This is a genomic window from Enterobacter sp. FB, assembly GCF_000805795.1.
Lineage (GTDB): Bacteria > Pseudomonadota > Gammaproteobacteria > Enterobacterales > Enterobacteriaceae > Enterobacter > Enterobacter roggenkampii.
Genome location: NZ_JSZC01000013.1, coordinates 1,547,159 through 1,569,880 on the forward strand (window position 1 = coordinate 1,547,159; position 22,722 = coordinate 1,569,880).

Below are 22,722 nucleotides of genomic sequence, written 5' to 3' on the forward strand. Positions count from 1 at the left end.
CGGCTGAGGCTTAGTTAAGCGTATAGTCCAGCGTAATTTCGGCTTTCAGTAGCTGCGAAACCGGGCAGCCCGCTTTGGCTTTCTGAATAATACCGTCAAACTGCTGAGGGGCGATGCCGGGAACGGTGACCTTGCTCTTCAGGGCAACCTTGGTGATGGCAAAACCGCCGTCCGTTTTATCGAGGGAGACATCCGCGGTGGTATCAATGGCGTCGGCGGTATAGCCCGCTTCGCCGAGCATCAGCGACAGCGCCATCGAGAAGCAGGCCGCATGTGCCGCGCCGATAAGCTCTTCGGGGTTGGTCCCCTTTTCACCCTCAAAACGGGTATTGAAGCCATAAGGCTGTTGATTGAGAACGCCGCTCTCGGTGGAAACCGTTCCTTTACCGCGCTTAATGTCGCCAGACCAGTGTGCCGAACCGTGCTTATGAATAGTCATTCTTGCTCTCCTTTTGGCTTACAAAGGGTTAAGTATAGACTACGCATCTGACTGCCCCTGGAACACAGACAATTCCGGGACTTACACCTGCTGTACCGACAAAAAGGATAAACCTATGGCGCTAAAAATCAGGATGGCCGTTGCGATCGCTACCCTCGCTCTATCGTTGTCTTTGCAGGCGAAAACGCCCGAGAACTTTATCTATACCAGCTCCGGCGAGCTCGACGCGGCGTTCCCGCTCGTTGTGCGAAGCGATATCGGCGGCGTACAGATCGTCTACAACTGGCGCGCGCTTGAGCCTGAGAAGGATCGCTACGATTTCTCGCGCATTGAACGGGATCTCGCGCGTCTTAAGGCTGCCAGGAAAAAGCTTTTTATCCAGATTCAGGACCGTTTCTTTGAGGCGGACGCGCGCTACGTGCCGGATTATCTGATGCACGATAAGCAATACGGAGGCGGGATTGCACCGCAGTTCGATAACCCCGGCGAAGGGAAGCCAGTCGGTTCAGGCTGGGTGGCGCGTCAGTGGGATCCCGCGGTGCGCCAGCGCTACCAGGCGCTGCTGGCCGCCCTCGCGAAACGCTTTGATGGCGAGGTATATGGCGTAAACCTGCCTAAAACCGCCATCGATCTTGACGAAAAAAATGCGCCCGCCGGATTTACCTGCGACAGCTATTTTGCGGGAGAAATGGAAAACCTGGCCTTTGCGCGCAAGGCTTTTCAGAAATCACACGTGGTGCAATACGTGAACTTCTGGCCGTGCGAATGGGATAATGACCACAACTACATGGGGCGTCTTTTTGCGTATGCCAGCGCCAACAATGTCGGCCTCGGTAGGCCGGACATTGTTCCCAACCGCAAGGCGCATATGAAGAATGCCTATCCTTTCTTCCATAAAAATAAACAGACGCTGCCGCTTATCGCCATGGCGGTTCAGGAACCGACCCTGACCTATAAGAACCCTGAGACCGGCAAGCCCTTCACCAAAGCAGAATTTGAGCGGTTCGCGGAAAATTATCTCGGGGCGGATATTATTTTCTGGAGCACGGCCTCCCCCTGGCTAAAGGCTAAGTAAACGACGGCAAACGCCGCGCTCATGCCAGATAGCGGGCCAGCTCATCAAGGAACGCCCGCAGCGCGGCAGGCTGGTATTCCCGGGACTGATAAATGCCATGGATGGCCAGCGGCTTTGGCTCCAGCGCCTCCAGTACCGGCACCAGCCATCCCTGCTCCAGCGCGGCACGCGCTTCACGCTCCGGCAGCATGGCGATACCGCAGTGCTTAACCGCCGCGTCCATCAGCAGCGAAGAGATGCTGGCGCTCAGGTTGCCGCTGACGGCCACGCTCAGGCTTTCGCCCTCCGGCGTCAGGAAGTGCCAGGACTGCCCGGCAAAAAAGCTGTAGTGCAGGCAGTTATGCCGGGCTAGTTCTTCGGGGCTGCCGGGCGTACCGTGCTGCGCCAGATAGTCCGGCGAGGCGCAAAGGACCGAGCGACACTCCCCCAGCCGACGGGCAATCATGCCGGGTTCAGGGTTATCGGTAATGCGTACGGCAACATCAATGCGCTCTCCCACCAGGCTGACCGGGTGGTTGTTCACGTCCAGCTCAATGCGCAGCTGCGGGTAGCGCGAGAGCAGACCGGGCAGGACCGGCGCAATCAGGTGCATGGCGGTAAAGTGCGCGCAGGCCACCCGCAGGGTGCCAGACGGGAGATCTTTTTCCGACTGGCCTTCAATTTCCTGCGAGATCTGCGAGAGCGTTCGCGTTTTTTGCAGCACCTTTTCGCCTGCCGCGGTCAGCGTCAGCTTGCGCGTGGAGCGGTTTACCAGCCGCGTGCCCGCCCATTTCTCCATCTGCTCAAGGTAGCGGCTCACCATTGGGCGGGAAATACCCAGCGCCCGGGCCGCCGCGCTCAAACTTCCCAGCTCGCATATTCGGTTGTAAACCTGAGCGGCAATCACGCGATCCATATCAACTCCATCTGCTCGATTTATGAAACTAAGCATGTCTTGTTTCAGGAATTCTGGCAAATGCGAATTTCCGTACAATAGAGACATTCCTGAACAACAGAGACAACAGCATGAAATTCACTCACCTTGCCCTGCTTTCCACCCTTTTCACGCCGGCTGTTTTTGCCGCGCCGTTAAGCATTGATACCTATAACCCGCAGGAGAAAGGCATTTTCGCGGTCTCCTCCACGCTGGTCTCCGGCCCGAAAGAAGCGGTGCTGTTTGACGCGCAGTTCAGCGTGAAGGATGGCGAAGCGCTGGTAGAGAAAATTCGTCAAAGCGGTAAGACTCTGAACAAGATTGTGATCACCTCCGGCGATCCGGATTTCTATTTTGGCCTGCAGCCGCTGGTCAAAGCCTTCCCGAACGCCAAAGTGGTGGCCACGCAGCACGTGGTTGATCACATCAAGGCCACTAAAGACGCCAAGCTCGCCTTCTGGGGTCCGCAGATGAAAGACGGCGCGCCAACGGAGCTGGTCGTCCCGCAGGTTCTCGCCTCCACCACGTTTATGGTTGACGGGGAGAAGATCGACATCGAACAGCCTGACAGCTATGCGGCCTATGTATGGATCCCGTCCGCAAAGACCATCCTCGGCGGCACTGGCGTAGCCTGGGGGATTCACGTCTGGACGGCGGACACCCAGACAGCGGAAAGCCGTAAGCAGTGGCAGGAAACGCTGGTGAACATGGCGGCGCACAAACCCGAGCGCGTGATCCCGGGTCACTATCTGGGTACCCCGCCAGCCGGGACGGGTGCGATTGATTTTACCCGTGACTATCTCCAGCGCTTTGAAAAGGCCTTGTCCGTTCATAAAGATTCTGCGGGCGTCATCAGCACCCTGAAAAAACAGTATCCGAATCTGGCTGAAGAGAGCTCGCTGGAATTAAGCGCTAAGGTGAATACCGGCGAAATGAAGTGGTAATTTAAACGCTGCTCCTGCTATTTTTTCGAGATAGCAGGAGCACCGTCATAATATTCTCTCAGCGCCACGTCGATTCACCCCCGCATTTCAAAAGCACACAAAAGCATACACTTATGTCATTTTTATTTCTAAGATGAATCTGAGCCACAACCGGGAAAATATTTGCCATTCTGTTTGTGAATTAAATTTTTTGCGAGCCGTACCATTAAACAGACAACGACACGGAGGCAGCATGTTTACTTATTACCCGGCAAATACCGCAGCAGCACAACCTGAACTCGTTAACGCGATTGCACAGGGTCTTCACGCCGAGCACGGTGCTGTGACTGAAGATGACATTTTGATGGAACTCACCAAGTGGGTGGAATCCACAGATAATGACATCCTCAGTGACATCTACCAGCAGACCATTAACTACGTCGTCAGCGGGCAAAACGCACCCTTGTAAAAACCTGCTAAGCTGGATCTGCAACCTAAGGGGTTACATTTCGTTTGCGTAAGCAAACTGGTCCTTAAAACTATCAACAGGATTGAGGAGTTAATATGAAATCGAACCGTCAGGCACGCCATATTCTGGGACTGAACTACAAGCTTTCTAATCAGCGCAAAGTGGTGATTGAAGGCGACCATGAAACGCAAGTCACTCACGCCACCGGCAGAAAACGCCACGCCGGCAAGTAAGTTCCAGACTGAGATCCAGAACACCATCGGTAATCCCGATGGTGTTTTTGTTTATGTGTTGCGGTAATTAATATTTAGCTCCTTTATAATACCGCCGGACCGCACCCCATCGCACAGGCCAGAAAGATGACAAACAGCAGTGTCAGGGACGGATCTTCATAAAAAGAGTGAGTGACATGGACAACAAACTGAAAAAACATCGTTCCTTATACATCCCATACGCCGGACCGGTTTTACTCGAATTCCCCCTGCTCAACAAAGGCAGCGCCTTCAGCATGGAAGAGCGCAGCAGCTTTAACCTGCTGGGTCTACTGCCAGAAGTGGTTGAAACCATTGAAGAACAGGCAGAGCGCGCGTGGATCCAGTACCAGGGTTTCAAAACGGAAATCGACAAACACATCTACCTGCGCAACATCCAGGACACCAACGAAACCCTCTTCTATCGCCTGGTGCAAAACCATCTCGAAGAGATGATGCCGGTGATCTACACCCCGACGGTGGGTGCCGCCTGCGAGCGTTTCTCAGAGATCTACCGTCGCTCCCGCGGGGTATTCATCTCTTATCAGAACCGTCACAACATGGACGATATTCTGCAGAACGTGCCGAACCACAATATCAAAGTAATTGTGGTGACCGACGGCGAACGTATTCTTGGCCTCGGCGACCAGGGCATTGGCGGGATGGGGATCCCCATCGGTAAGCTCTCACTCTACACCGCCTGCGGCGGCATCAGCCCGGCGTATACCCTGCCGGTGGTGCTGGACGTCGGCACCAACAACCAGCAGCTGCTCAACGACCCGCTCTATATGGGCTGGCGCCATCCGCGTATTACCGACGACGAGTACTATCAGTTTGTCGACGACTTCATTCAGGCCGTGAAGCACCGCTGGCCGGACGTGCTGCTGCAGTTTGAAGACTTTGCGCAGAAAAACGCGATGCCGCTGCTGAACCGCTATCGCGATGAGATCTGCTCCTTTAACGACGATATCCAGGGCACCGCGGCCGTGACGGTGGGTACGCTCATCGCCGCCAGCCGTGCAGCGGGAAGCCAGCTGAGCTACCAGAAAATCGTCTTCCTGGGCGCAGGCTCCGCGGGCTGCGGTATTGCCGAGCAGATTATCGCCCAGACGCAGCGCGAAGGCTTAAGCGAAGAGCTGGCCCGCTCCCGCGTCTTTATGGTGGACCGTTTCGGCCTGCTGACCGACGGTATGCCGAACCTGCTGCCGTTCCAGACCAAGCTGGTGCAGAAACGCGAAAACCTGAAAAACTGGGATACCGACAACGAAGTCCTTTCCCTGCTGGACGTGGTGCGCAACGTGAAGCCGGATATTCTGATCGGCGTTTCCGGGCAAACCGGTCTCTTCACCGAAGAGATTATTCGCGAGATGCACAAGCACTGCGAACGCCCTATCGTGATGCCGCTGTCTAACCCGACGTCCCGCGTGGAGGCGACGCCACAAGACATCATCGCCTGGACCGAAGGTAATGCGCTGGTTGCCACCGGCAGCCCGTTCGATCCGGTGGTGTGGAAGGATAAAACCTATCCGATTGCCCAGTGCAACAACTCCTATATCTTCCCGGGCATTGGTTTGGGCGTTATCGCCTCCGGCGCGTCCCGCATCACCGACGAAATGCTGATGTCGGCGAGCGAGACCCTGGCGGGCCACTCGCCGCTGGTCAACGACGGCGAAGGTCTGGTTCTGCCCGAGCTGAAGGACATTCACAAGGTGTCGCGGGCTATCGCGTTTGCGGTGGGTAAAATGGCGCAGCAGCAGGGCGTGGCGGTGAAAACCTCTGCCGACGCGCTGCAGCAGGCCATCGACGACAACTTCTGGAAGCCTGAATACCGCAGCTATCGCCGTACGTCGATTTAAAATGTGAGTGGGCCACTGGCCCACTTATTTTTTGCCAGGTTGCCAGCTTTTATCTATCCGCGGTTCACCGTAATGCTCCTGCCGATGACAGTTAGGGCAAAGGGCAATAGCATTGTCTACGTTGTCTTCCCCATTTTCTGATAGCGGAATAATGTGATGAACTTCTAAATAATATCTCCCATCCTTCGTACGCTGAAATGGCGCGGGGGCATCACAACATTCACATTTATTTTGAGCTCTGAGGAGTACTTCGGCCACCACATCGGGATTACGATCGTAACGCCAGACGGAAACCTGTTTTTTCGCCGGATGAACAGACGCATTTTGCAGCCGCTTTCGTCTTTCCTCAGATTGTAGTTTTAACGCCTTGCTGACTTTGTCGTAAAAGTCGTTTTCATCGCGGCCTGGAATATCTTCGCAGTCCACTCGCTGTTGGTTAAGTTGTTCCTTGAGGATGGCAATAACCGTCGCGTCCAGAGGCTTCTGGAATGTTCTTCCTGTTTGAGCGAAGTGATTCATGAAGCGATCCCAACGGGATTCTTTGCCCGCTGGAGGCAGAACTTTGCTTAGTTCGTGGCGATCAAGCGTAATAAAATCATCTAGCTTAGACACATCGCTCAACTGCACACGATGGGGGTAAACGTTTCCCTCCTCGAAATCGATCCCTTCAATACGGTAAAGTCCGCAAAGCTGGTATCCCACAGATTTATGAACATTTTGGATGACAAAGACAAAGTCGCCTGTTTTTACATTACTCAGCTTTTTCTCACTACCTGGACTAACACCATAGCCCTTGTTGTAATCAAAATTGCTGGAATTAGATGCACTGTGATAGGCGTAATAATAGGCCATACGCTCAACCTCCTTTTGGTTTCATAATGAAGGGTATCGGCATAATGACAAAAATCTTAACGTGCAATCATGTGACATTCGATTATACTTTCGACACACATTAACCCACTGAATATATAAGGAGGCCAATTATGCTGTATCGTGAAATTTTCAATGTTTCACATACATTTGGTGATCGCACCCGCTCAAGCGTTATCGGTATCGTGCTGCGATAACTTCGGCTTGAGCGAAGACACCACCCCCTGAAACCCCTTCTCTCGGGCTTACTGAGTTATCGTCAGCGATGTTTGACGAGGCATAAACATGCCTGTAACTCTTGGGTAAGCAACAATGAGCACTTTACTCACTGCACAATCTTTACGCGTTGATACGGCGTTTGGCACGCTCTTCGACTCACTCTCCTTTACGCTGAAAAAAGGCGACCGCATTGGCCTGCTGGGCGATAACGGCTGCGGCAAAAGTACGCTGCTGAAGGTGCTGGACGGCACGGATTCACCTGCTGCCGGAACGGTAGCGCTGGCCGGGCACTGCCTGATGGCGCGCGTGGAGCAACATCTCCCGGACGCTATTTTACCGCTCACCATGCTGGATGCCGTCCTGGCCCAGCTGCCCGTAGCGGAACGGGACAGCCTGCGCTGGAAAGCCGAAACGCTGCTGGCAGGCATGGGCTTTACGCCGCAGGATATGATGCTGCACTCCGCCACGCTGAGCGGCGGGCAGCACACCCGCCTGCTGCTGGCCCGGGCGCTGATTCACGAGCCGGACCTGCTCCTGCTGGATGAACCCAGCAACCACCTTGACCTGCCGACCATGCTCTGGCTGGAGCACTTTTTACAGACCTGGTCGGGCAGCTTTGTGCTGGTCTCGCATGACAGACAGCTGCTGGATGCCGTCACCAACGGCAGCTGGATACTGCGCGATAAAACGCTGCACTACTTTGCCCTTCCCTGCACGGCGGCACGTCAGGCGCTGGAAGCCAAAGATGAGACCGACGCGCAGCGCCACAAGGCGGAGCAAAAGGAGATCGACCGCGTGACCGCTAGCGCCAAACGTCTGGCGACCTGGGGTAAGGTTTACGACAACGAAGACCTGGCCCGAAAAGCCAAACAGATGGAAAAACAGGTTGAACGGCTCAAAGAGAGCCAGACCGCGCTCACGGCGGGCAGCCCGTGGACGTTAACCCTGCGCGGCGACGCGCTGCGGGCTGACCGTCTGCTGGAGATGGAAAACCTCGGCGTCCCGCCCGCGCCTGGGCTACCGCCGCTGTTTAACATCGAAACGGCGCGACTGAAAAGCGGCGATCGCGTGGCGATTGTCGGTCGTAACGGCTGCGGTAAATCGTCGTTGATGAAGCTTATCTGGCGACATTTTTCCGATGAACCGGCGGACAGTGGGCTGAAAATCCATCCGCGCGTCTCGCCGGGCTACTACGACCAGACGCTGCATCAGCTGCCGGATGACGCCACGCTGCTCGACGCGCTGGAGCCTTTTGCACCGGATCCGCAGAACCGCAAAATGGCGCTCATCAGCGCCGGGTTCCCGTGGTCCCGCCATGGGCAGAAAGTCAGCACGCTCAGCGGCGGCGAACGCTCGCGCCTGCTGTTCGTGGGCCTGACGCTTGCCCGCTACAGCCTGCTGATGCTGGATGAGCCCACTAACCACCTGGACATGGAAGGCAAAGAGGCGCTGGCGCACACCCTTCAACAGTTCGAAGGCGGCGTGCTGCTGGTCAGCCATGACCGTCAGTTAATTAGCCAAAGCTGCAACCGTTTCTGGCTAATTGAGGACGGTACGCTGAGCGAATGGCACGATGCAGAAGCGGTGTTTGAGCGGCTGCGTGAACGCGCGGGGCTGGTGACAGCCACTGCGCCCGCTGTCGCCGCGACGGCTCACCCCTCGCCGCATGACGATCTGCTTGAGCGGCTGATCGCGCTGGAAACGCTGCTGGAAGACGATCTGGCGCGCAAGCCGAAGCATCAAAAGCCGCAGCTCCAGGCACAATGGCGTAAAGAGATAGAGGAGATAGAAGCCCAGCTGTAAGTCTGCGCCCGGCGAGCGCCTCGCCGGGCCAGCATTTTCCCCCCTTCATTATTAGAGGATCGCCGTATTCTTAATCTGAAATCGAATCAAATGATGACATTATGTTGCCGCAGCCTTGCATTACCAGGCTAATCTATTAATCCTTAAGGGGTATTACACCTGCTATGCAGATTCTTATCATGAACAAGGAGATACACATGAAGGCTGCTGTTGTCACTCAGGACCACCAGGTCAACGTCACCGAAAAAACCTTACGCCCGCTTAAGCATGGGGAAGCCCTGCTGAAGATGGAGTGCTGTGGCGTATGCCATACCGATCTTCACGTGAAGAACGGTGATTTTGGCGACAAGACCGGGGTTATCCTGGGCCATGAAGGAATTGGTATCGTGAAAGAAGTCGGCCCTGGCGTGAAGTCGCTGAAAGTCGGCGACCGCGCAAGCGTGGCCTGGTTCTTTGAAGGCTGCGGCCACTGCGAATACTGTAATTCCGGCAACGAAACCCTGTGCCGTGACGTGAAAAACGCCGGTTACTCCGTCGACGGCGGCATGGCGGAAGAATGCATCGTCACCGCGGATTACGCGGTAAAAGTGCCGGACGGTCTGGATTCGGCGGCGGCCAGCAGCATTACCTGCGCTGGCGTGACCACCTACAAAGCGGTGAAGGTGTCGGGTATTAAGCCGGGCCAGTGGATTGCGATTTACGGTCTGGGCGGGCTGGGCAACCTCGCGCTGCAGTACGCCAAAAACGTCTTTAACGCCAAAGTCATCGCCCTTGACGTTAACGACGAACAGCTGAAGCTGGCGGCCAGCATGGGCGCGGACCTCACCATCAACTCCCGCAGCGAAGATGCCGCTAAGATTGTGCAGGAAAAAACCGGCGGCGCGCATGCCGCAGTCGTCACTGCCGTCGCAAAAGCAGCATTCAACTCTGCCGTTGATGCCGTGCGTGCCGGTGGCCGCGTGGTCGCGGTTGGCCTGCCGCCGGAAGCGATGAGCCTCGATATTCCGCGTCTGGTGCTGGACGGCATTCAGGTGGTGGGTTCGCTGGTCGGCACCCGCCAGGACCTGCAGGAAGCGTTCCAGTTCGCCGCTGAAGGTAAAGTGGTGCCGAAAGTAACGATGCGTCCGATCGAGGACATCAACGCCATCTTTAAAGAGATGGAACAGGGCCAGATCCGTGGCCGTATGGTGATTGACCTGCGTTCATAATCACCCACCGTTCAATTACCGCTCCTGACAGGGGCGGTTTTTTATAGCCATTTTCCGGCAATCCTTATCTTAATTCCTTTGTTCCCTTGTTTTCCCTTGCGCCCGATGATGAATCCGACGCTAACAAGAAGATAACAAAGGAATTCACCATGCAAACCCCATTTCGTCTGCCGCTGCTGACGGCGCTGATTCTGACGACCACCGCCGCCTGGTCCGCGGATGCGCCCGTTAAAGGCGGCACGCTGATTTATCTGGAGCAACAGGCGCACACCAACCTCTATCCGCCTGCCGGCGGCTTTTACCCGAACGGCGGCATTCTGAACCAGATTACCGACAAACTGACGTGGCAGAACCCAAAGACGCTGCAGGTCGAACCGTGGGTGGCCGAAAGCTGGACCACCAACGCCGATAAAACCGAATACACCTTCAAAATTCGCCCGGGGATCACCTTCTCCGACGGCACGCCGCTGGACGCCAACGCCGTAGCAAAAAACTTTGATACCTACGGCTTAGGCAACAAGGCGCAGCGCCTGTCGGTGTCAGAAGTGATCAATAACTACGATCGCAGCGAAGTGGTCGACCCGCTGACCGTGAAGTTCTACTTCAAAAAACCGTCACCGGGGTTCCTGCAGGGCACGGCCACGATTGGCTCGGGCCTGGTCTCGCTCAGCACGCTGAAGCGCAACTTTGAAGAGCTGGGTGACGCCCGGCATATCATCGGCTCCGGCCCGTTTGTGGTGAAGGACGAGAAGCTGGGTCGCGAAGTGACGCTGGAAGCGCGTAAGGACTACCAGTGGGGGCCAAAAAATCTGGCGCAACAGGGGCCAGCAAATCTTGATGGCATCAAGTTTATCGTGACTCAGGAAGACAGCGTGCGCGTCGGCGCCCTGCTGGCCGGTCAGGCCGACTTTATTCGCCAGGTGCAGGCGTATGACGAAAAGCAGGCGACAGACCAAGGCTATAAAATCTACGCCGCACCAACGCGCGGGGTGAACGACAGCATCAGCTTCCGCCCGGATAACCCGCTGGTCTCCGATATTCGCGTGCGCCAGGCGCTGCTGCATGCCACCAATGCAAAACAGGTGGTTGAGACCCTCTTCTCGGCTAACTATCCGCAGGCGAAGTCGGTGATTGCCGATTCCGCCGCTGGCTTTGTCGATCTCAGCGACAAATTGACCTTTGACCCGGCAAAAGCCAACCAGCTGCTGGACGAAGCGGGCTGGAAAGCGGGCAGCGACGGGATCCGCGCCAAAGACGGCCAGCGGCTGGCGCTGACGGTATATGAATCCCTGCCGCAGCCGCAAAATAAAGAGGTGCTGCAGCTGGTTGCCCAGCAGTGGCGTCAGGTGGACGTGGCGCTGAGCGTGAAAGCCGGTGACGCAGGCAGCCGCACGCTGGATAACCTTGACCCGCTGAAAACCCCGTTAACCGTCTCCGAAGTGGGCCGCGCCGATCCTGACGTGGTGAAAAGCATGTTCTACCCCGCTAACCGCGACGCGCTGCTGCAAAAAGGCGGCTCCAGCGACAAGGTCAAAAGCTTCCGTGACGACAAGCTGAATGCGCTGCTGGTGGATATCTCCGCCGAAGTCGACCCGCAAAAACGCCTGCAGCTGACCGGCGATGCCCAGCGCTACCTGCTGGATAACGCCTACGTCATTCCGATTTTCGAGGAGCCGCAGGTCTTTGCCGGTGCGCCGTGGCTAAAAGGCGTGAATTTTGAAGCGGTCGGCCGCCCGTCGTTCTACGGCGCGTGGCTTGAGAAACACTGAGGAGCTGACGATGCGCCACGCACTTCTTCAACGCTTTGGGCACGGGCTGCTGGTACTGTGGGCCGCCTTTACCCTCTCGTTCGTGTTGCTCCAGGTGCTGCCGGGCGACGCGGTGCTGATTAAATTTCAGAACCCGGACCTGGGCTTAAGCCCGGCGCAAATCGAGGAGATGCGCGTGGCCTACGGCGCGGACAGTCCGCTGTGGCAGCAGTACGGCCACACGCTGCTGGCGATGCTGCGCGGGGATTTCGGCTACTCGTTACAGGCAGGCGTGCCGGTCAGCGAGCTGATTGCCAGCAATCTGCCGGATACCCTGAGCCTCGCCCTGCCCGCGTTTGTACTCGCGGTTCTGCTGGCGTTTGCGCTGGCCTTTGCGTCGCGTCTGCCGGGTCTGCGCTGGCTAAGTAATACTCTCCAGTCGCTGCCGGTCCTGTTTATCTCCTTACCGACGTTCTGGCTGGGGATTGCCCTCATCCAGCTCTTTTCTTTCCAGCTGCGGCTGATCCCGGTGATTAACCCGACCCCGCTGCAGGGGCTGATCCTGCCGATCGTGACCGTCGCGATCCCGATCTCCGCCCCGCTGGCGCAAATCCTGATGCGCAGCCTCGACCAGGTGGCGACGCAGCCGTTTGTCGCCGTGGCCAGGGCTAAAGGGCTGAGTGAAACCGCCGTGCTGTGGCGTCACGTCACCGGCAACGCCCTGCTGCCGGTCCTGAACATTGCCGGGCTACTGCTGGGCGAGCTGATTGCCGGAGCGCTGATCACGGAAACCGTTTTTGGCCGCAGCGGGCTCGGGCAGCTGACCCAGCAGGCGGTGAATAACCAGGACATCGCCGTGCTTCAGGCGGTGGTCATGATTTCCGCCCTCGGTTTTGTCCTGATCAATCTGCTGGTGGATCTGCTGATGCCGCTGCTGGATCCCCGCCTGCAAACCGTTACCGGAGGTGCATCATGAGCCTGGTCGATTACGCTGCCGCGGCGCGAAAACGCGTTCCCGGCTGGCAGGGCGTCGCATGGCAGCCGGGACTGTGGCTGGCGTGGGCGGTGATTATTCTCGCGGTTTTTGCCGCCGTGGCGCCCGGCCTGTTAACCCACTACAGCCCGATTGAGGGCATCGCCGGAGCGCAACGTCTGGCGCCGCAGGCGGGCCACTGGCTCGGCACCGATCAGCTTGGCCGCGATGTTTACACCCGTATTGTGTACGGTGCGTCCCACTCCCTGAGCGCGGCGCTCGCTGCCGTCACGATGGGGCTGGTGGTGGGCACCGGTCTCGGGGTGATCGCCGGGGCGTTCGGAGGACGCGTCGAGTCTTTCCTGATGCGTTTTGTCGACGTGCTGTTGTCCATTCCGTCTCTGCTGCTCTCGCTGACGGTCATTATTCTGCTCGGGTTTGGCACCGTTAACGCCGCCATTGCCGTCGGCGTGGCTTCCATTGCCAGCTTCGCCCGCCTCGCCCGCGGTGAAGTGGTGCGCATCCGCCATACGGATTATGTCGAGGCGGCGTTTGGCAGCGGCGGGACGTTCCTGGCGGTGCTGTGGCGACACATCCTGCCCAACGCCTTAACCGCCGTCCTTGCCTTTGCCACGCTACAGTTTGGTCAGGCCATTCTGGCCCTCTCCACGCTGAGCTTTCTCGGCTACGGCACCCCGCCGCCCGTACCGGAATGGGGCTTATTGATCGCCGAAGGGCGTAACTATCTCTCTACCGCCTGGTGGTTAACCACCTTCCCCGGCGTGGTCGTCATCGCCGTCGTGCTTGCCACCAACCGTATCAGCCAGCAGTTCAGCGGAGGCCTGAAATGACCGTACTCTCGGTAGAAAACCTGACCATCAGCTACCGTACCGCGCGCCGGTGGCGCGAGGTGGTGCATAACGTCAGCTTCACCCTCCGGCGGGGGGAAATGCTGGCATTTGTCGGTGAATCCGGCTCAGGTAAAACAACCACGGCACAGGCGATCATTGGCCTGCTGGCGGATAACGCCCGACGCGATGCCGGGAAAATCGTGCTCAACGGCGAGGAGATTAGCCGGTGGTCAGCGAAGCGTCTCGATACCCTTCGCGGCGCGAGAATCAGCCTGGTTCCGCAGGATCCGGGTAATTCACTCAATCCGGTGAAGACGATCGGCGCGCAGGTCGGGGAAATTATTCAGCTGCACCAGAAGGTGACTCACGCCCAACGCGACGAGCAGGTGCTCGCCCTGCTGAAAAAGGTCGGCCTGAGCCACCCCGAACAGCGCATGACGCAGTATCCGCATCAGCTCTCCGGCGGGATGAAACAGCGCGTGCTGATTGCCATCGCCATTGCCCTGAGCCCGGACGTCATCATTGCCGATGAGCCCACCAGCGCGCTGGACGTGACGGTGCAAAAACGCATTCTCGACCTGCTGGATATCCTGCGCCGGGAATCGGGCACCGCCGTTCTGTTTGTCACCCACGATCTGGCCCTGGCAGCCCAGCGCGCGGACAGGCTGCTGGTGTTTCGCAACGGCGAGGTTCAGGAGCACGGCGACACCGCCGATATCGTCCGCACGCCGCAGCACGCCTACACCCGTCAGCTGCTGAGCGATCTTCAGGGCCAGCGCCTGACCATCGCCCCGGTAGCCGGTCTCCCGCTGGCGTCACCGGCCATTCGCGCCCGCGCCATCAGCAAACGGTTCTCGCTGGGTAAAGGTCATCAGCTGCAGGCGCTGGATCGGGTGACGTTTGACGTCAGGCGCGGCAGCACGCACGCGCTGGTCGGTGAATCCGGCTCCGGGAAAACTACCCTCGCCCGTATTTTGCTGGGTTTTGAACAGGCGGACAGCGGACAGGTCATTATTGATGATATCGATGCCACCGACCTCAGCCGCGAGGCCCGCCGTCAGCTGCGCCAGAAGATCCAGTTTGTTTACCAGAACCCGTTCGCCTCTCTCGACCCGCGTCAGACGCTGTTCGAGATCATCGAAGAGCCCCTGAAGAACTTTTCTCGCCTCGCCAAGGCGGAGCGAAAGGTACGGGTGGAAACCGTGGCGCAGCGGGTTGCCCTGCCCGTCGAACTCCTGACCCGCACCGCAAGGGAGCTTTCAGGCGGACAGCGCCAGCGCGTAGCCATCGCCCGGGCGCTGATCCTGGAACCGACCATTCTGGTGCTGGACGAAGCCACCTCCGCGCTGGACGTCACCGTCCAGGCGCAGATCCTGGCACTGCTTCAGCAGCTGCAGCAGCAGCTGGGATTAACCTACCTGTTCATCACGCACGATCTCTCTACCGTTCGCCGGATCGCCCACAGCGTCACGGTGCTGCGCAGCGGTCAGGTGGTCGAACACGGTGACGTCGAGACCTTATTCACATCACCGCAGAACGACTATACCCGCGAGCTGATTGCCGCCATTCCCCATTTTTCACCCGCTACGGAGGAGTTCGCATGACGCGAAAACGCCTGGGATTTTTCACCCGCCTGCTTGACGACGCCACGCCGAAAGAGCGCTATCGTCTGGCAACTGAACAGATCCGCCACGCCGAACGCCACGGTTTTGACAGCGCCTGGATTGCCCAGCACCACTTCCACGAAAGTGAAGGCGGCCTGCCGTCGCCGCTGCTGTTTCTGGCCCACGTGGCGGCACATACCGAAACCATTCGGCTGGGTACGGCCATCATCACCCTTCCGATGGAAAACCCGCTGCGCGTGGCGGAAGATGCGGCGGTGCTGGATTTACTCGCCGATGGACGTCTCGAAGTCGGTTTTGGTTCGGGCGGCACGCCGACCTCTTTCCTGCCGTTCGGACTGACGTTTGAACAGCGCGGCGCGGCCTTTGCCGACCATTTGCATGTGATCCAGAGCGCCTGGCGCGGGGATTCGCTTACCCATCCGGATAACCACCTCTACCCGCCAGCGCCACAGCTGGCTGACAGGATCTGGATTGCCACCTTTTCCGTCGACGGCGCCGTTCGCGCCGCGCGGGCCGGACACGGGTTAATGCTCTCCCGCACGCAGCCGCGTCCGGAAGACCAGTTGGATCTCACGCTCGACGCGATCCAGAACCCGATTGTGGATGCCTACCTTGAGGCCCTGCCCGCCGGTATCGCACCGCGCATTCTGGCCTCCCGTACGGCATTCGTCGCCGACAGCGATGACTATGCGCTGAAGGTTGCGACGCCGGGTCTCACCAGACAGGCCCAGCAGCATCGCGCTGCCGGACACGCGGTTAAGGGTGACACCGTCACCGATTTTCGTCGCCAGTTCGACGCCCACATCGGTTCGCCCGAGACGGTGCTGCGTTCGCTGCAGGCCGATTCCGTTCTCCGGCGCGCCACGGACATCTCATTCCAGGTCCATTCGGTCGAGCCCACCCATCGCGACACCCTGCGCTCCATCGAACTGATCGCCGAACATATTGCCCCCCACATCCTTTGAGGAGACACCTATGTCATTAAGTCACGACATTCTCGCCGAGCTGGCGGAAATCAAACCCGGTTCCCCTCTGGCAGAGGCGCGCGCCACGCGGGACGCCGCCACGCGCCACGCCCAGGGCAGCTACGAAATCTTATTCACTCAGCAGGTTAGCGATTTTGCGCTGGACGAGCGCTTCGCCGTCGCGGCAAAAGTCGCCAGGTGGCACAACGCGGAGGCGCTGGCCGCGCACTATGCGGGGTTTGGCCTGGCAGACCCGACCTCAGACCGTCTGACGCCGGCGCTGAATTTCGCGCGCCTGCTGACCTTCTCCCCCGTCGAAGCCACGCCGACATCGTTAAGGGCGCTGACCCAGGCAGGATGGAGCAAGGAAGGCATCGTGACCCTGGCGCAGCTTATCGCCTTTGTCAGCTTCCAGAGCCGACTGATTGCCGGGCTGCGGCTGCTGAACGACAAGCCCGTCGCCACAAGCGATGCGCCGTTGGCGGCGGGCGTCTGGCACACGACCGCCACCACGGCCACCGGGAAGGCGGCTCCCGTCGCCTTCACCCAGCAGGAGCTGGGCTGGGAGCCGTGGATCGCCGCCAAACCGCTGGCGGATTTTCGTGATGACGAGGTTGCGATCCTGGCGAAGTTTGGCCACACCGATTCCGACTATTTCCGCCTGCTGGGGCGTAACCTGCCGGTGCTTGAACAGCGCACGCTAACGGATAAAGGGATTTTTTATACGCCGGGGGGGTTGCCGCGCGCCGAGCGCGAGCTGGCGGCAACGGTCGCCAGTAAAATCAACGGCTGCATTTACTGCGCATCTGTCCATGCGCGGAAAGCCAGCCAGCTGTCAAAGGATGACGCGGCGGTAGAGGCCCTGCTGGCCGTGCGTCCGGGACAATCCCTGAGCGAGGGGCAGTCTGCGCGCTGGCAGGCGGAGATTAATTTTGCGGCAGCGCTGTCGGTTACCCCGCCGGCCGCCACGCCGCTGCACCTTGCCGCGCTGGAAAAAGAGGGGCTGGACACCTTAGCCCAGCTTGATCTGGTGCAGTCCGCCGCGTTCTTCGCCTGGGCCAACCGCCTGATGCTGACCCTGGGCGAGCCCTGGCTAGCCTGACTTCCATCAGGCTAGCGCGCGAGCGTTAGCCTGAGCCTGTCTGGCCCGCAGGTAACCGTAGATCAGTAATGCACTCATGGCCGAGAACGAGAGTAACGCCGCAGGCAGCGTGACGTAGCGCCAGCTAAAGCCGAGGGTAATCATCATCCCGCCAAAGTACGCCCCGATCGCGCTGCCGAGATTAAACGCCATCTGCCCGCCCGCGGCCCCCAGCATCTCGCCGCCCTTCGCATTTTGCAGAAGCAGGATTTGCAGCGGTGCAGAGAGCGCGAACAGACCGGCGCAGCAGATAAAGCCCATCACCAGCGAGGCCGTTTTCAGTTCACCGCAGGCAAAAAGCAGCAGCAGCGAGGCAACAATCACCATGTCGGTGGTGGCCGCAATACGCAGCGGACTAAAACGCCCCGAAAGCTTACCGCTCAACAGATTGCCCAACACCATGCCAAGGCCCATCAGCATCATGATGATCGTCATCATGCCTTCGGAAAAGCCAGAAACGTTGACCATAAACGGCTTAACGAAGCTGAACCACGCGAACACACCGGCGTTACCAAACATGGTGGCGGCAAAAATCAGCCAGGGCTCCGGTTTCTTCAGGAACTGGAACTGCTCGGTCAGTTTAATTTCTGATTTGTCATGGATGTCCGGCACCCAGATCAGCACCGAGAGGATCACCAGCGCATCGAACAGGGCTATCAGGAAAAAGGTATAACGCCAGCTGAACTGGTGCCCCAGCCAGGTGCCGAGCGGCACACCCACCAGGTTGGCGACGGTCATTCCGGCGATCATCCCGGCCACCGCGACCGTCACCTTCCCGGGCGGCGCAATTTTAGACAGAATAATCGCCCCAACGCCGAAAATCGCGCCGTGCGGAAAACCGGAAATCAGCCGCCCCAGCGCCAGCCAGAAATATGACGTAGAAAACGTAAACAGGGCGTTGCCAACAGCGCACATCGCCACCAGAAACAGCAGCGTGGTTTTTAACGAGAACTTGCCGGAGAAGAGCGCCACAATCGGGGCGCCAATCACCACGCCGAAGGCATAAAACGAGATCATATTCCCGGCGGAGGGAATCGAAATACCGGTGTCATGCGCCAGCTCGGTTAACACGCCCATGATGCCAAATTCAGCCATGCCCAGGCCAAATGTGCCAAGCGCCAACGAAAATATTGTCTTTTTCATACCTCAACCACGGGTTAATCACTCGCAGCGGGCATTATTGAATAATCTTGTATGGTGAGCCAGTTCAAATCAGATGGCTGACAGGTTAATCCATTGATTCAGGGGTTTTCTCCAACTGCTACGCGGTGGGATTGGCAAACAAAAAGCCCCGGCAGGCGTCAGGGCTTTAAAGGGTTTAAGGTCTGGCTTTTACGGTGTGCTTTCTGCCGCTGCTTTAGCGCATGTAATCGCGCCAGCATTGAAAATAGGATGCTCATGATTGTTCGTTACGTCACGAACGCGGTAGATTTTCCATGCATCATCTTCACGACGAAGAAATACCTCGAGGTGGATGCTTCTCCCGTTACCCGCCCCTTCAATGACATGGACTACTTCACCGTTTAAAAATGGTCTGGCGTTTTCCACTCGTAACGCAGGTATCCATTCACGGGAGTAATCTTGTGTATACGTAAAATAGTCAGATGACCTGCCCCCACGATTAGATACAACACTCAGTTAGTAACGTCGGAATCTTCATTCTCAGAATGACCCTTTCTCCAGCCCGCTGCAAATTCAGACGGTGTCTGATAATTCAGCGTGGAGTGCGGGCGGCATTCGTTATAATCCTGCCGCCAGTCATTAATAATTTTCCTGGCATGAACGATATCGCTGAACCAGTGCTCATTCAAACATTCATCGCGAAATCGTCCGTTAAAGCTCTCAATAAATCCGTTCTGCGTTGGCTTGCCCGGCTGGATTAAGCGCAACTCAACACCATGCTCAAAGGCCCATTGATCCAGTGCACGGCAAGTGAACTCCGGCCCCTGGTCAGTTCTTATCGTCGCCGGATAGCCTCGAAACAGTGCAATGCTGTCCAGAATACGCGTGACCTGAACGCCTGAAATCCCAAAGGCAACAGTGACCGTCAGGCATTCCTTTGTGAAATCATCGACGCAGGTAAGACACTTGATCCTGCGACCGGTGGAAAGTGCGTCCATGACGAAATCCATCGACCAGGTCAGATTGGGCGCCGCCGGACGGAGCAGCGGCAGACGTTCTGTTGCCAGCCCTTTACGACGTCTTCTGCGTTTTACGCCCAGGCCACTGAGGTGATAAAGCCGGTACACGCGCTTATGATTAACATGAAGCCCTTCACGGCGCAGCAACTGCCAAATACGACGGTAGCCAAAACGCCTGCGCTCCAGTGCCAGCTCAGTGATGCGCCCTGATAAATGCGCATCAGCAGCCGGACGGTGAGCCTCATAGCGGCAGGTCGACAGGGATAAACCTGTAAGCCTGCAGGCACGACGTTGCGACAGACCGGTCGCATCACACATCAACATCACGGCTTCCCGCTTCTGGTCTGTCGTCAGTACTTTCGCCCAAGAGCCACCTGAAGCGCCTCTTTATCCAGCATGGCTTCGGCAAGCAGCTTCTTGAGTCTGGTGTTCTCTTCCTCAAGCGACTTCAGGCGCTTAACTTCAGGCACCTCCATACCGCCATACTTCTTACGCCAGGTGTAAAACGTGGCATCGGAAATGGCATGCTTGCGGCAGAGTTCACGGGCGGGTACCCCAGCTTCGGCTTCGCGGAGAATACTGATGATCTGTTCGTCGGAAAAACGCTTCTTCATGGGGATGTCCTCATGTGGCTTATGAAGACATTACTAACATCGGGGTGTACTAATCAACGGGGAGCAGGTCAGAACGGGTGCTAAGCACCTTCGTGAATACTTCAGTATCAGCTTAAAAAAGCATTGTGAAATTAATTACCTAAAAACAATACGCATAATAACAAGTGGATTACACTTCATAGTGCGGCCTCGCTTTTTCCGCACCGGACAACCTGAGGATGACAATCATGGGAAGCAAAAAGAAAACTCCTGTCGCTGTTGATGTCGTATCGAATGCACCGCTTAAGACCAAAGAGTATGAAAAAGAGCTCCGCCGCCTGCACGTCGAACTGGTTAAGCTCCAGCAGTGGGTCGTCGCCAAAGGGTTAAAAGTATGTATTGTTTTTGAAGGACGCGATGGCGCCGGCAAAGGCGGCACCATTAAAGCGATCACCGAGCGCGTCAGCCCGCGCGTCTTTCGCGTTGTTGCGCTCCCTGCCCCAACGGAAAAAGAAAAAAGCCAGCTCTACTTCCAGCGCTATGTGCCCCACCTGCCCTCGGCGGGTGAAATCGTGATCTTCGATCGCAGCTGGTATAACCGCGCGGGCGTGGAACGGGTGATGGGGTTCTGCACGGAGGAACAGGCGGAGAAATTTTTAGACGGCGCGCCGGTCATGGAAAAAGCGATGGTCGATGCCGGGATTATCCTGCTGAAGTACTGGCTGGAGGTGACGCCGAAAGAGCAGGAGCGACGCCTGCGCGACCGTATTAACGATGGGCGTAAGATCTGGAAGCTGTCGCCGATGGATATTAAATCCTTTAACCTCTGGGATGAGTATACCCTTGCGCGCGACGCCATGTTTGAAGCCACCGATACCGCCTGGGCGCCGTGGTTTGTGGCGCGTTCAGAGGATAAAAAACGCGTGCGCCTGAATATTATTTCGCATCTGCTTTCGCAGATCCCGTATAAAGAAATACATGTTGAGAAAGTGGATTTACCGAAGCGCAAAATCGGCAAGGTCAAACCCACGAAATACCCGTTCCGGTATGTGGAAGAGCGGTTCTGATTTGAAGAGTAGGCCCGCGCAAGCGCAGCGCCGCCGGGCAAAGCCGACGGCGCAGGTTTTACTTCATCCCTTCCGTACTTTCCTGTTTTGCTTCCAGTCGCTCCACGTCACGGTACCAGCGCGGGTGGTGTTTCTGCGCCCAGCGGCGGCTCACCTTCCCTTCAATCATGCCTTTAATCGATCCTTTCACCCAGAACGCCATATACATATGGATCAGGATGGCGTGAATCAGAATGATGGCCGACGTCGCGTGGATCAGCAGCGCGTAGCGAATCACCTGTATCGGGAAGTAGTGTGCAAAATACGGACGCCAGATAATCACCCCGGTCACCAGCAGCACAAAAATCATGCTCATGATGGTCCAGAACATCATCTTCTGCCCGGCGTTGTATTTCCCCACCTTCGCGACTTTGTGCTCGTTACCCTTCAGGACTTCAACGATCCCTTTCATCCAGGGGATATCCTGCTTGTCCGGAATATTGTGATGAACGAAGCGCACGAACATAAACATCAGCACCACGAAAATCAGCACGCCGAAGAACGGGTGCAGAATGCGCCCCATCTGCGGCGTACCGAAGGTTTCGGTCAGCCACTGCAGCGTCGGGAAGAAGAACGAAATTCCCGATACCGCCACCAGAAAGAAGCAGATCACTACCGTCCAGTGACAGGCGCGATCGACAAATTTGGTGCGCACTATCATTTTCGACTTACTCATGATGCTCCTCCTCGTCGTCATCCACCTCTTTGTTTGGCCCGATACCGATGTAGTGATAAATCAGCCCGGCAAAGGTAGCGATAAAGCCCGCCGCGGAGAGCGGCTTGAGCGCCCCTTTCCACAGGTTGATGGAAGTATCGATCGCCGGATCCTTCGGCAGGTTGTGGTACAGCTCCGGCTGGTCGCTATGGTGCAGCACATACATCACGTGCGTGCCGCCCACGCCCTGCGGGTTGTAAATGCCCGCTTTGTCGTAGCCCCGCGCTTTGAGCTTATCGACGCGTTCCTGCGCCATCTCCAGCATCTCTTTTTTGGTGCCGAAGTGAATGGCGCCGGTTGGACAGGTCTTCACGCAGGCAGGCTCCTGCCCGACGCTGACGCGGTCCACGCACAGGGTGCATTTGTATACCCGGTTATCCTCTTTATTGAGGCGCGGGATATTAAACGGGCAGCCCGCGATGCAGTACCCGCAGCCGATGCAGTTGTCCTGCTGGAAATCGACGATCCCGTTGGCATACTGAATAATTGCCCCGGCAGACGGGCACGCCTTCAGGCAGCCCGGATCTTCACAGTGCATGCAGCCGTCTTTGCGGATGAGCCACTCCAGTTTGCCGTTCTGGTCGGTTTCGCTAAAGCGCATCACCGTCCAGGATTTGGCACTCAGATCCGCCGGATTGTCGTACACCCCAACGCAGTGCCCCACCTCGTCGCGAATATCGTTCCACTCCGAACAGGCCACCTGACAGGCCTTACAGCCCACGCAGGAGGAGACGTCAATAAGCTTGGCGACCTCTGCCTTGTAGTCCCGCGCGCGGGGCGCGGGCGTTATCGGGTTGGTCGCGGAGCGTTTAATAATGTCTTGTGTTTCCATCGCCAT

At 57.5% G+C, this 22,722-nt stretch carries 22 protein-coding genes; 14 read left to right on the plus strand and 8 right to left on the minus strand.

Annotated elements, in window-relative coordinates; translation table 11 throughout:
- Window positions 1-10: 10 nt before the first annotated feature.
- On the minus strand, window positions 11-439 hold the full coding sequence (locus PI91_RS14375) for an OsmC family protein (RefSeq protein WP_008501708.1): 429 nt from the start codon (window positions 437-439) through the stop codon (window positions 11-13).
- Between the two features lie 115 nt (window positions 440-554).
- Between PI91_RS14375 and PI91_RS14380 the strand changes: the two genes are divergently transcribed.
- The gene (locus PI91_RS14380) at window positions 555-1,514 is read left to right on the plus strand and encodes a hypothetical protein (RefSeq protein ID WP_039266459.1); all 960 of its coding nucleotides are present in this window, start codon (window positions 555-557) and stop codon (window positions 1,512-1,514) included.
- Window positions 1,515-1,533: 19 nt separating this feature from the next.
- On the opposite strand, the gene PI91_RS14385 is transcribed toward PI91_RS14380, so the two are convergent.
- Complete coding sequence (locus PI91_RS14385) at window positions 1,534-2,409, minus strand: LysR family transcriptional regulator (protein WP_039266460.1); 876 nt, start codon at window positions 2,407-2,409, stop codon at window positions 1,534-1,536.
- 110 nt (window positions 2,410-2,519) lie between these two features.
- Here PI91_RS14385 and PI91_RS14390 point away from each other — a divergent pair, with 110 nt between their 5' ends.
- From PI91_RS14390 to PI91_RS14405, 4 genes are all read left to right on the plus strand, one after another.
- On the plus strand, window positions 2,520-3,371 hold the full coding sequence (locus PI91_RS14390) for a Vmh family MBL fold metallo-hydrolase (RefSeq protein ID WP_023292348.1): 852 nt from the start codon (window positions 2,520-2,522) through the stop codon (window positions 3,369-3,371).
- Between the two features lie 232 nt (window positions 3,372-3,603).
- Window positions 3,604-3,819 carry a biofilm-dependent modulation protein gene (gene bdm / locus PI91_RS14395; RefSeq protein WP_013096534.1) on the plus strand — a complete coding sequence of 72 codons (216 nt, stop codon included), beginning with the start codon at window positions 3,604-3,606 and terminating at the stop codon, window positions 3,817-3,819.
- 95 nt (window positions 3,820-3,914) lie between these two features.
- A complete protein-coding gene (sra, locus tag PI91_RS14400; protein ID WP_008501714.1) occupies window positions 3,915-4,052 on the plus strand; it encodes a stationary-phase-induced ribosome-associated protein in 138 nt (45 codons plus the stop codon).
- A gap of 176 nt (window positions 4,053-4,228) precedes the next feature.
- Window positions 4,229-5,926, plus strand: a complete 1,698-nt coding sequence (locus PI91_RS14405; RefSeq protein WP_008501715.1) for an NAD-dependent malic enzyme — start codon at window positions 4,229-4,231, stop codon at window positions 5,924-5,926.
- A 24-nt stretch (window positions 5,927-5,950) separates the two neighbouring features.
- Here the strand turns inward: PI91_RS14405 and PI91_RS26430 are convergent, their stop codons facing one another.
- Complete coding sequence (locus tag PI91_RS26430) at window positions 5,951-6,778, minus strand: HNH endonuclease signature motif containing protein (protein ID WP_050595298.1); 828 nt, start codon at window positions 6,776-6,778, stop codon at window positions 5,951-5,953.
- Window positions 6,779-7,108: 330 nt separating this feature from the next.
- On the opposite strand from PI91_RS26430, the gene PI91_RS14415 reads away from it, so the two are divergent.
- The 8 genes from PI91_RS14415 (at window position 7,109) to PI91_RS14450 (ending at window position 17,290) form a co-directional block, all read left to right on the plus strand.
- The gene (locus tag PI91_RS14415) at window positions 7,109-8,818 is read left to right on the plus strand and encodes an ABC-F family ATP-binding cassette domain-containing protein (RefSeq protein ID WP_039266461.1); all 1,710 of its coding nucleotides are present in this window, start codon (window positions 7,109-7,111) and stop codon (window positions 8,816-8,818) included.
- 197 nt (window positions 8,819-9,015) lie between these two features.
- Window positions 9,016-10,026 carry an alcohol dehydrogenase AdhP gene (gene adhP, locus PI91_RS14420; RefSeq protein ID WP_008501719.1) on the plus strand — a complete coding sequence of 337 codons (1,011 nt, stop codon included), beginning with the start codon at window positions 9,016-9,018 and terminating at the stop codon, window positions 10,024-10,026.
- Between the two features lie 149 nt (window positions 10,027-10,175).
- On the plus strand, window positions 10,176-11,795 hold the full coding sequence (locus tag PI91_RS14425) for a TIGR04028 family ABC transporter substrate-binding protein (protein ID WP_039266462.1): 1,620 nt from the start codon (window positions 10,176-10,178) through the stop codon (window positions 11,793-11,795).
- 10 nt (window positions 11,796-11,805) lie between these two features.
- Window positions 11,806-12,750 (plus strand): ABC transporter permease, encoded by a 945-nt coding sequence (locus PI91_RS14430; RefSeq protein WP_024909556.1) that lies wholly within the window; start codon window positions 11,806-11,808, stop codon window positions 12,748-12,750.
- Window positions 12,747-13,598, plus strand: a complete 852-nt coding sequence (locus tag PI91_RS14435) for an ABC transporter permease (protein WP_039266463.1) — start codon at window positions 12,747-12,749, stop codon at window positions 13,596-13,598. The genes PI91_RS14430 and PI91_RS14435 overlap by 4 nt, the downstream gene beginning before the upstream one ends.
- Window positions 13,595-15,202: an ABC transporter ATP-binding protein gene (locus tag PI91_RS14440; RefSeq protein WP_039266464.1), complete on the plus strand. Its 1,608-nt coding sequence runs from the start codon at window positions 13,595-13,597 to the stop codon at window positions 15,200-15,202. The genes PI91_RS14435 and PI91_RS14440 overlap by 4 nt, the downstream gene beginning before the upstream one ends.
- Entirely contained in the window at window positions 15,199-16,188 is a 990-nt protein-coding gene (locus PI91_RS14445; protein ID WP_023327542.1) for a putative FMN-dependent luciferase-like monooxygenase, read from the plus strand. Before PI91_RS14440 ends, PI91_RS14445 begins: the two co-directional genes overlap by 4 nt.
- Window positions 16,189-16,198: 10 nt before the next feature.
- Window positions 16,199-17,290, plus strand: coding sequence for an alkylhydroperoxidase domain protein (locus tag PI91_RS14450; protein ID WP_039266465.1), 1,092 nt, complete (start codon window positions 16,199-16,201; stop codon window positions 17,288-17,290).
- Window positions 17,291-17,296: 6 nt separating this feature from the next.
- Here the strand turns inward: PI91_RS14450 and araJ are convergent, their stop codons facing one another.
- From araJ to PI91_RS14460, 3 genes are all read right to left on the minus strand, one after another.
- A complete protein-coding gene (gene araJ, locus PI91_RS14455) occupies window positions 17,297-18,472 on the minus strand; it encodes an MFS transporter AraJ (RefSeq protein ID WP_023292340.1) in 1,176 nt (391 codons plus the stop codon).
- 189 nt (window positions 18,473-18,661) lie between these two features.
- Complete coding sequence (locus tag PI91_RS24770; protein WP_232764409.1) at window positions 18,662-18,877, minus strand: DUF3828 domain-containing protein; 216 nt, start codon at window positions 18,875-18,877, stop codon at window positions 18,662-18,664.
- 86 nt (window positions 18,878-18,963) lie between these two features.
- Window positions 18,964-20,084, minus strand: a protein-coding gene (locus PI91_RS14460; protein ID WP_085950818.1) for an IS3-like element ISSen4 family transposase whose coding sequence is annotated in 2 segments (ribosomal slippage) — window positions 18,964-19,826 and window positions 19,826-20,084 — 1,122 coding nt in all. Because the reading frame shifts where the segments join, the coding sequence is not laid out codon by codon here.
- 227 nt (window positions 20,085-20,311) lie between these two features.
- On the opposite strand from PI91_RS14460, the gene ppk2 reads away from it, so the two are divergent.
- Window positions 20,312-21,130 carry a polyphosphate kinase 2 gene (ppk2, locus tag PI91_RS14470; protein WP_039266466.1) on the plus strand — a complete coding sequence of 273 codons (819 nt, stop codon included), beginning with the start codon at window positions 20,312-20,314 and terminating at the stop codon, window positions 21,128-21,130.
- A gap of 58 nt (window positions 21,131-21,188) precedes the next feature.
- Here the strand turns inward: ppk2 and fdnI are convergent, their stop codons facing one another.
- Window positions 21,189-21,845: a formate dehydrogenase-N subunit gamma gene (gene fdnI, locus PI91_RS14475; protein WP_039266467.1), complete on the minus strand. Its 657-nt coding sequence runs from the start codon at window positions 21,843-21,845 to the stop codon at window positions 21,189-21,191.
- Complete coding sequence (gene fdxH / locus PI91_RS14480) at window positions 21,838-22,722, minus strand: formate dehydrogenase subunit beta (protein WP_039266468.1); 885 nt, start codon at window positions 22,720-22,722, stop codon at window positions 21,838-21,840. The genes fdnI and fdxH overlap by 8 nt, the downstream gene beginning before the upstream one ends.

What these genes read in the sequence shown, in the direction of transcription:
- PI91_RS14375 (WP_008501708.1), bottom strand. Translation starts at nt 439, where the DNA reads ATGACTATTCATAAGCACGGTTCGGCACACTGGTCTGGCGACATTAAG.
- PI91_RS14380 (WP_039266459.1), top strand. Translation starts at nt 555, where the DNA reads ATGGCGCTAAAAATCAGGATGGCCGTTGCGATCGCTACCCTCGCTCTA.
- PI91_RS14385 (WP_039266460.1), bottom strand. Translation starts at nt 2,409, where the DNA reads ATGGATCGCGTGATTGCCGCTCAGGTTTACAACCGAATATGCGAGCTG.
- PI91_RS14390 (WP_023292348.1), top strand. Translation starts at nt 2,520, where the DNA reads ATGAAATTCACTCACCTTGCCCTGCTTTCCACCCTTTTCACGCCGGCT.
- bdm (WP_013096534.1), top strand. Translation starts at nt 3,604, where the DNA reads ATGTTTACTTATTACCCGGCAAATACCGCAGCAGCACAACCTGAACTC.
- sra (WP_008501714.1), top strand. Translation starts at nt 3,915, where the DNA reads ATGAAATCGAACCGTCAGGCACGCCATATTCTGGGACTGAACTACAAG.
- PI91_RS14405 (WP_008501715.1), top strand. Translation starts at nt 4,229, where the DNA reads ATGGACAACAAACTGAAAAAACATCGTTCCTTATACATCCCATACGCC.
- PI91_RS26430 (WP_050595298.1), bottom strand. Translation starts at nt 6,778, where the DNA reads ATGGCCTATTATTACGCCTATCACAGTGCATCTAATTCCAGCAATTTT.
- PI91_RS14415 (WP_039266461.1), top strand. Translation starts at nt 7,109, where the DNA reads ATGAGCACTTTACTCACTGCACAATCTTTACGCGTTGATACGGCGTTT.
- adhP (WP_008501719.1), top strand. Translation starts at nt 9,016, where the DNA reads ATGAAGGCTGCTGTTGTCACTCAGGACCACCAGGTCAACGTCACCGAA.
- PI91_RS14425 (WP_039266462.1), top strand. Translation starts at nt 10,176, where the DNA reads ATGCAAACCCCATTTCGTCTGCCGCTGCTGACGGCGCTGATTCTGACG.
- PI91_RS14430 (WP_024909556.1), top strand. Translation starts at nt 11,806, where the DNA reads ATGCGCCACGCACTTCTTCAACGCTTTGGGCACGGGCTGCTGGTACTG.
- PI91_RS14435 (WP_039266463.1), top strand. Translation starts at nt 12,747, where the DNA reads ATGAGCCTGGTCGATTACGCTGCCGCGGCGCGAAAACGCGTTCCCGGC.
- PI91_RS14440 (WP_039266464.1), top strand. Translation starts at nt 13,595, where the DNA reads ATGACCGTACTCTCGGTAGAAAACCTGACCATCAGCTACCGTACCGCG.
- PI91_RS14445 (WP_023327542.1), top strand. Translation starts at nt 15,199, where the DNA reads ATGACGCGAAAACGCCTGGGATTTTTCACCCGCCTGCTTGACGACGCC.
- PI91_RS14450 (WP_039266465.1), top strand. Translation starts at nt 16,199, where the DNA reads ATGTCATTAAGTCACGACATTCTCGCCGAGCTGGCGGAAATCAAACCC.
- araJ (WP_023292340.1), bottom strand. Translation starts at nt 18,472, where the DNA reads ATGAAAAAGACAATATTTTCGTTGGCGCTTGGCACATTTGGCCTGGGC.
- ppk2 (WP_039266466.1), top strand. Translation starts at nt 20,312, where the DNA reads ATGGGAAGCAAAAAGAAAACTCCTGTCGCTGTTGATGTCGTATCGAAT.
- fdnI (WP_039266467.1), bottom strand. Translation starts at nt 21,845, where the DNA reads ATGAGTAAGTCGAAAATGATAGTGCGCACCAAATTTGTCGATCGCGCC.
- fdxH (WP_039266468.1), bottom strand. Translation starts at nt 22,722, where the DNA reads ATGGCGATGGAAACACAAGACATTATTAAACGCTCCGCGACCAACCCG.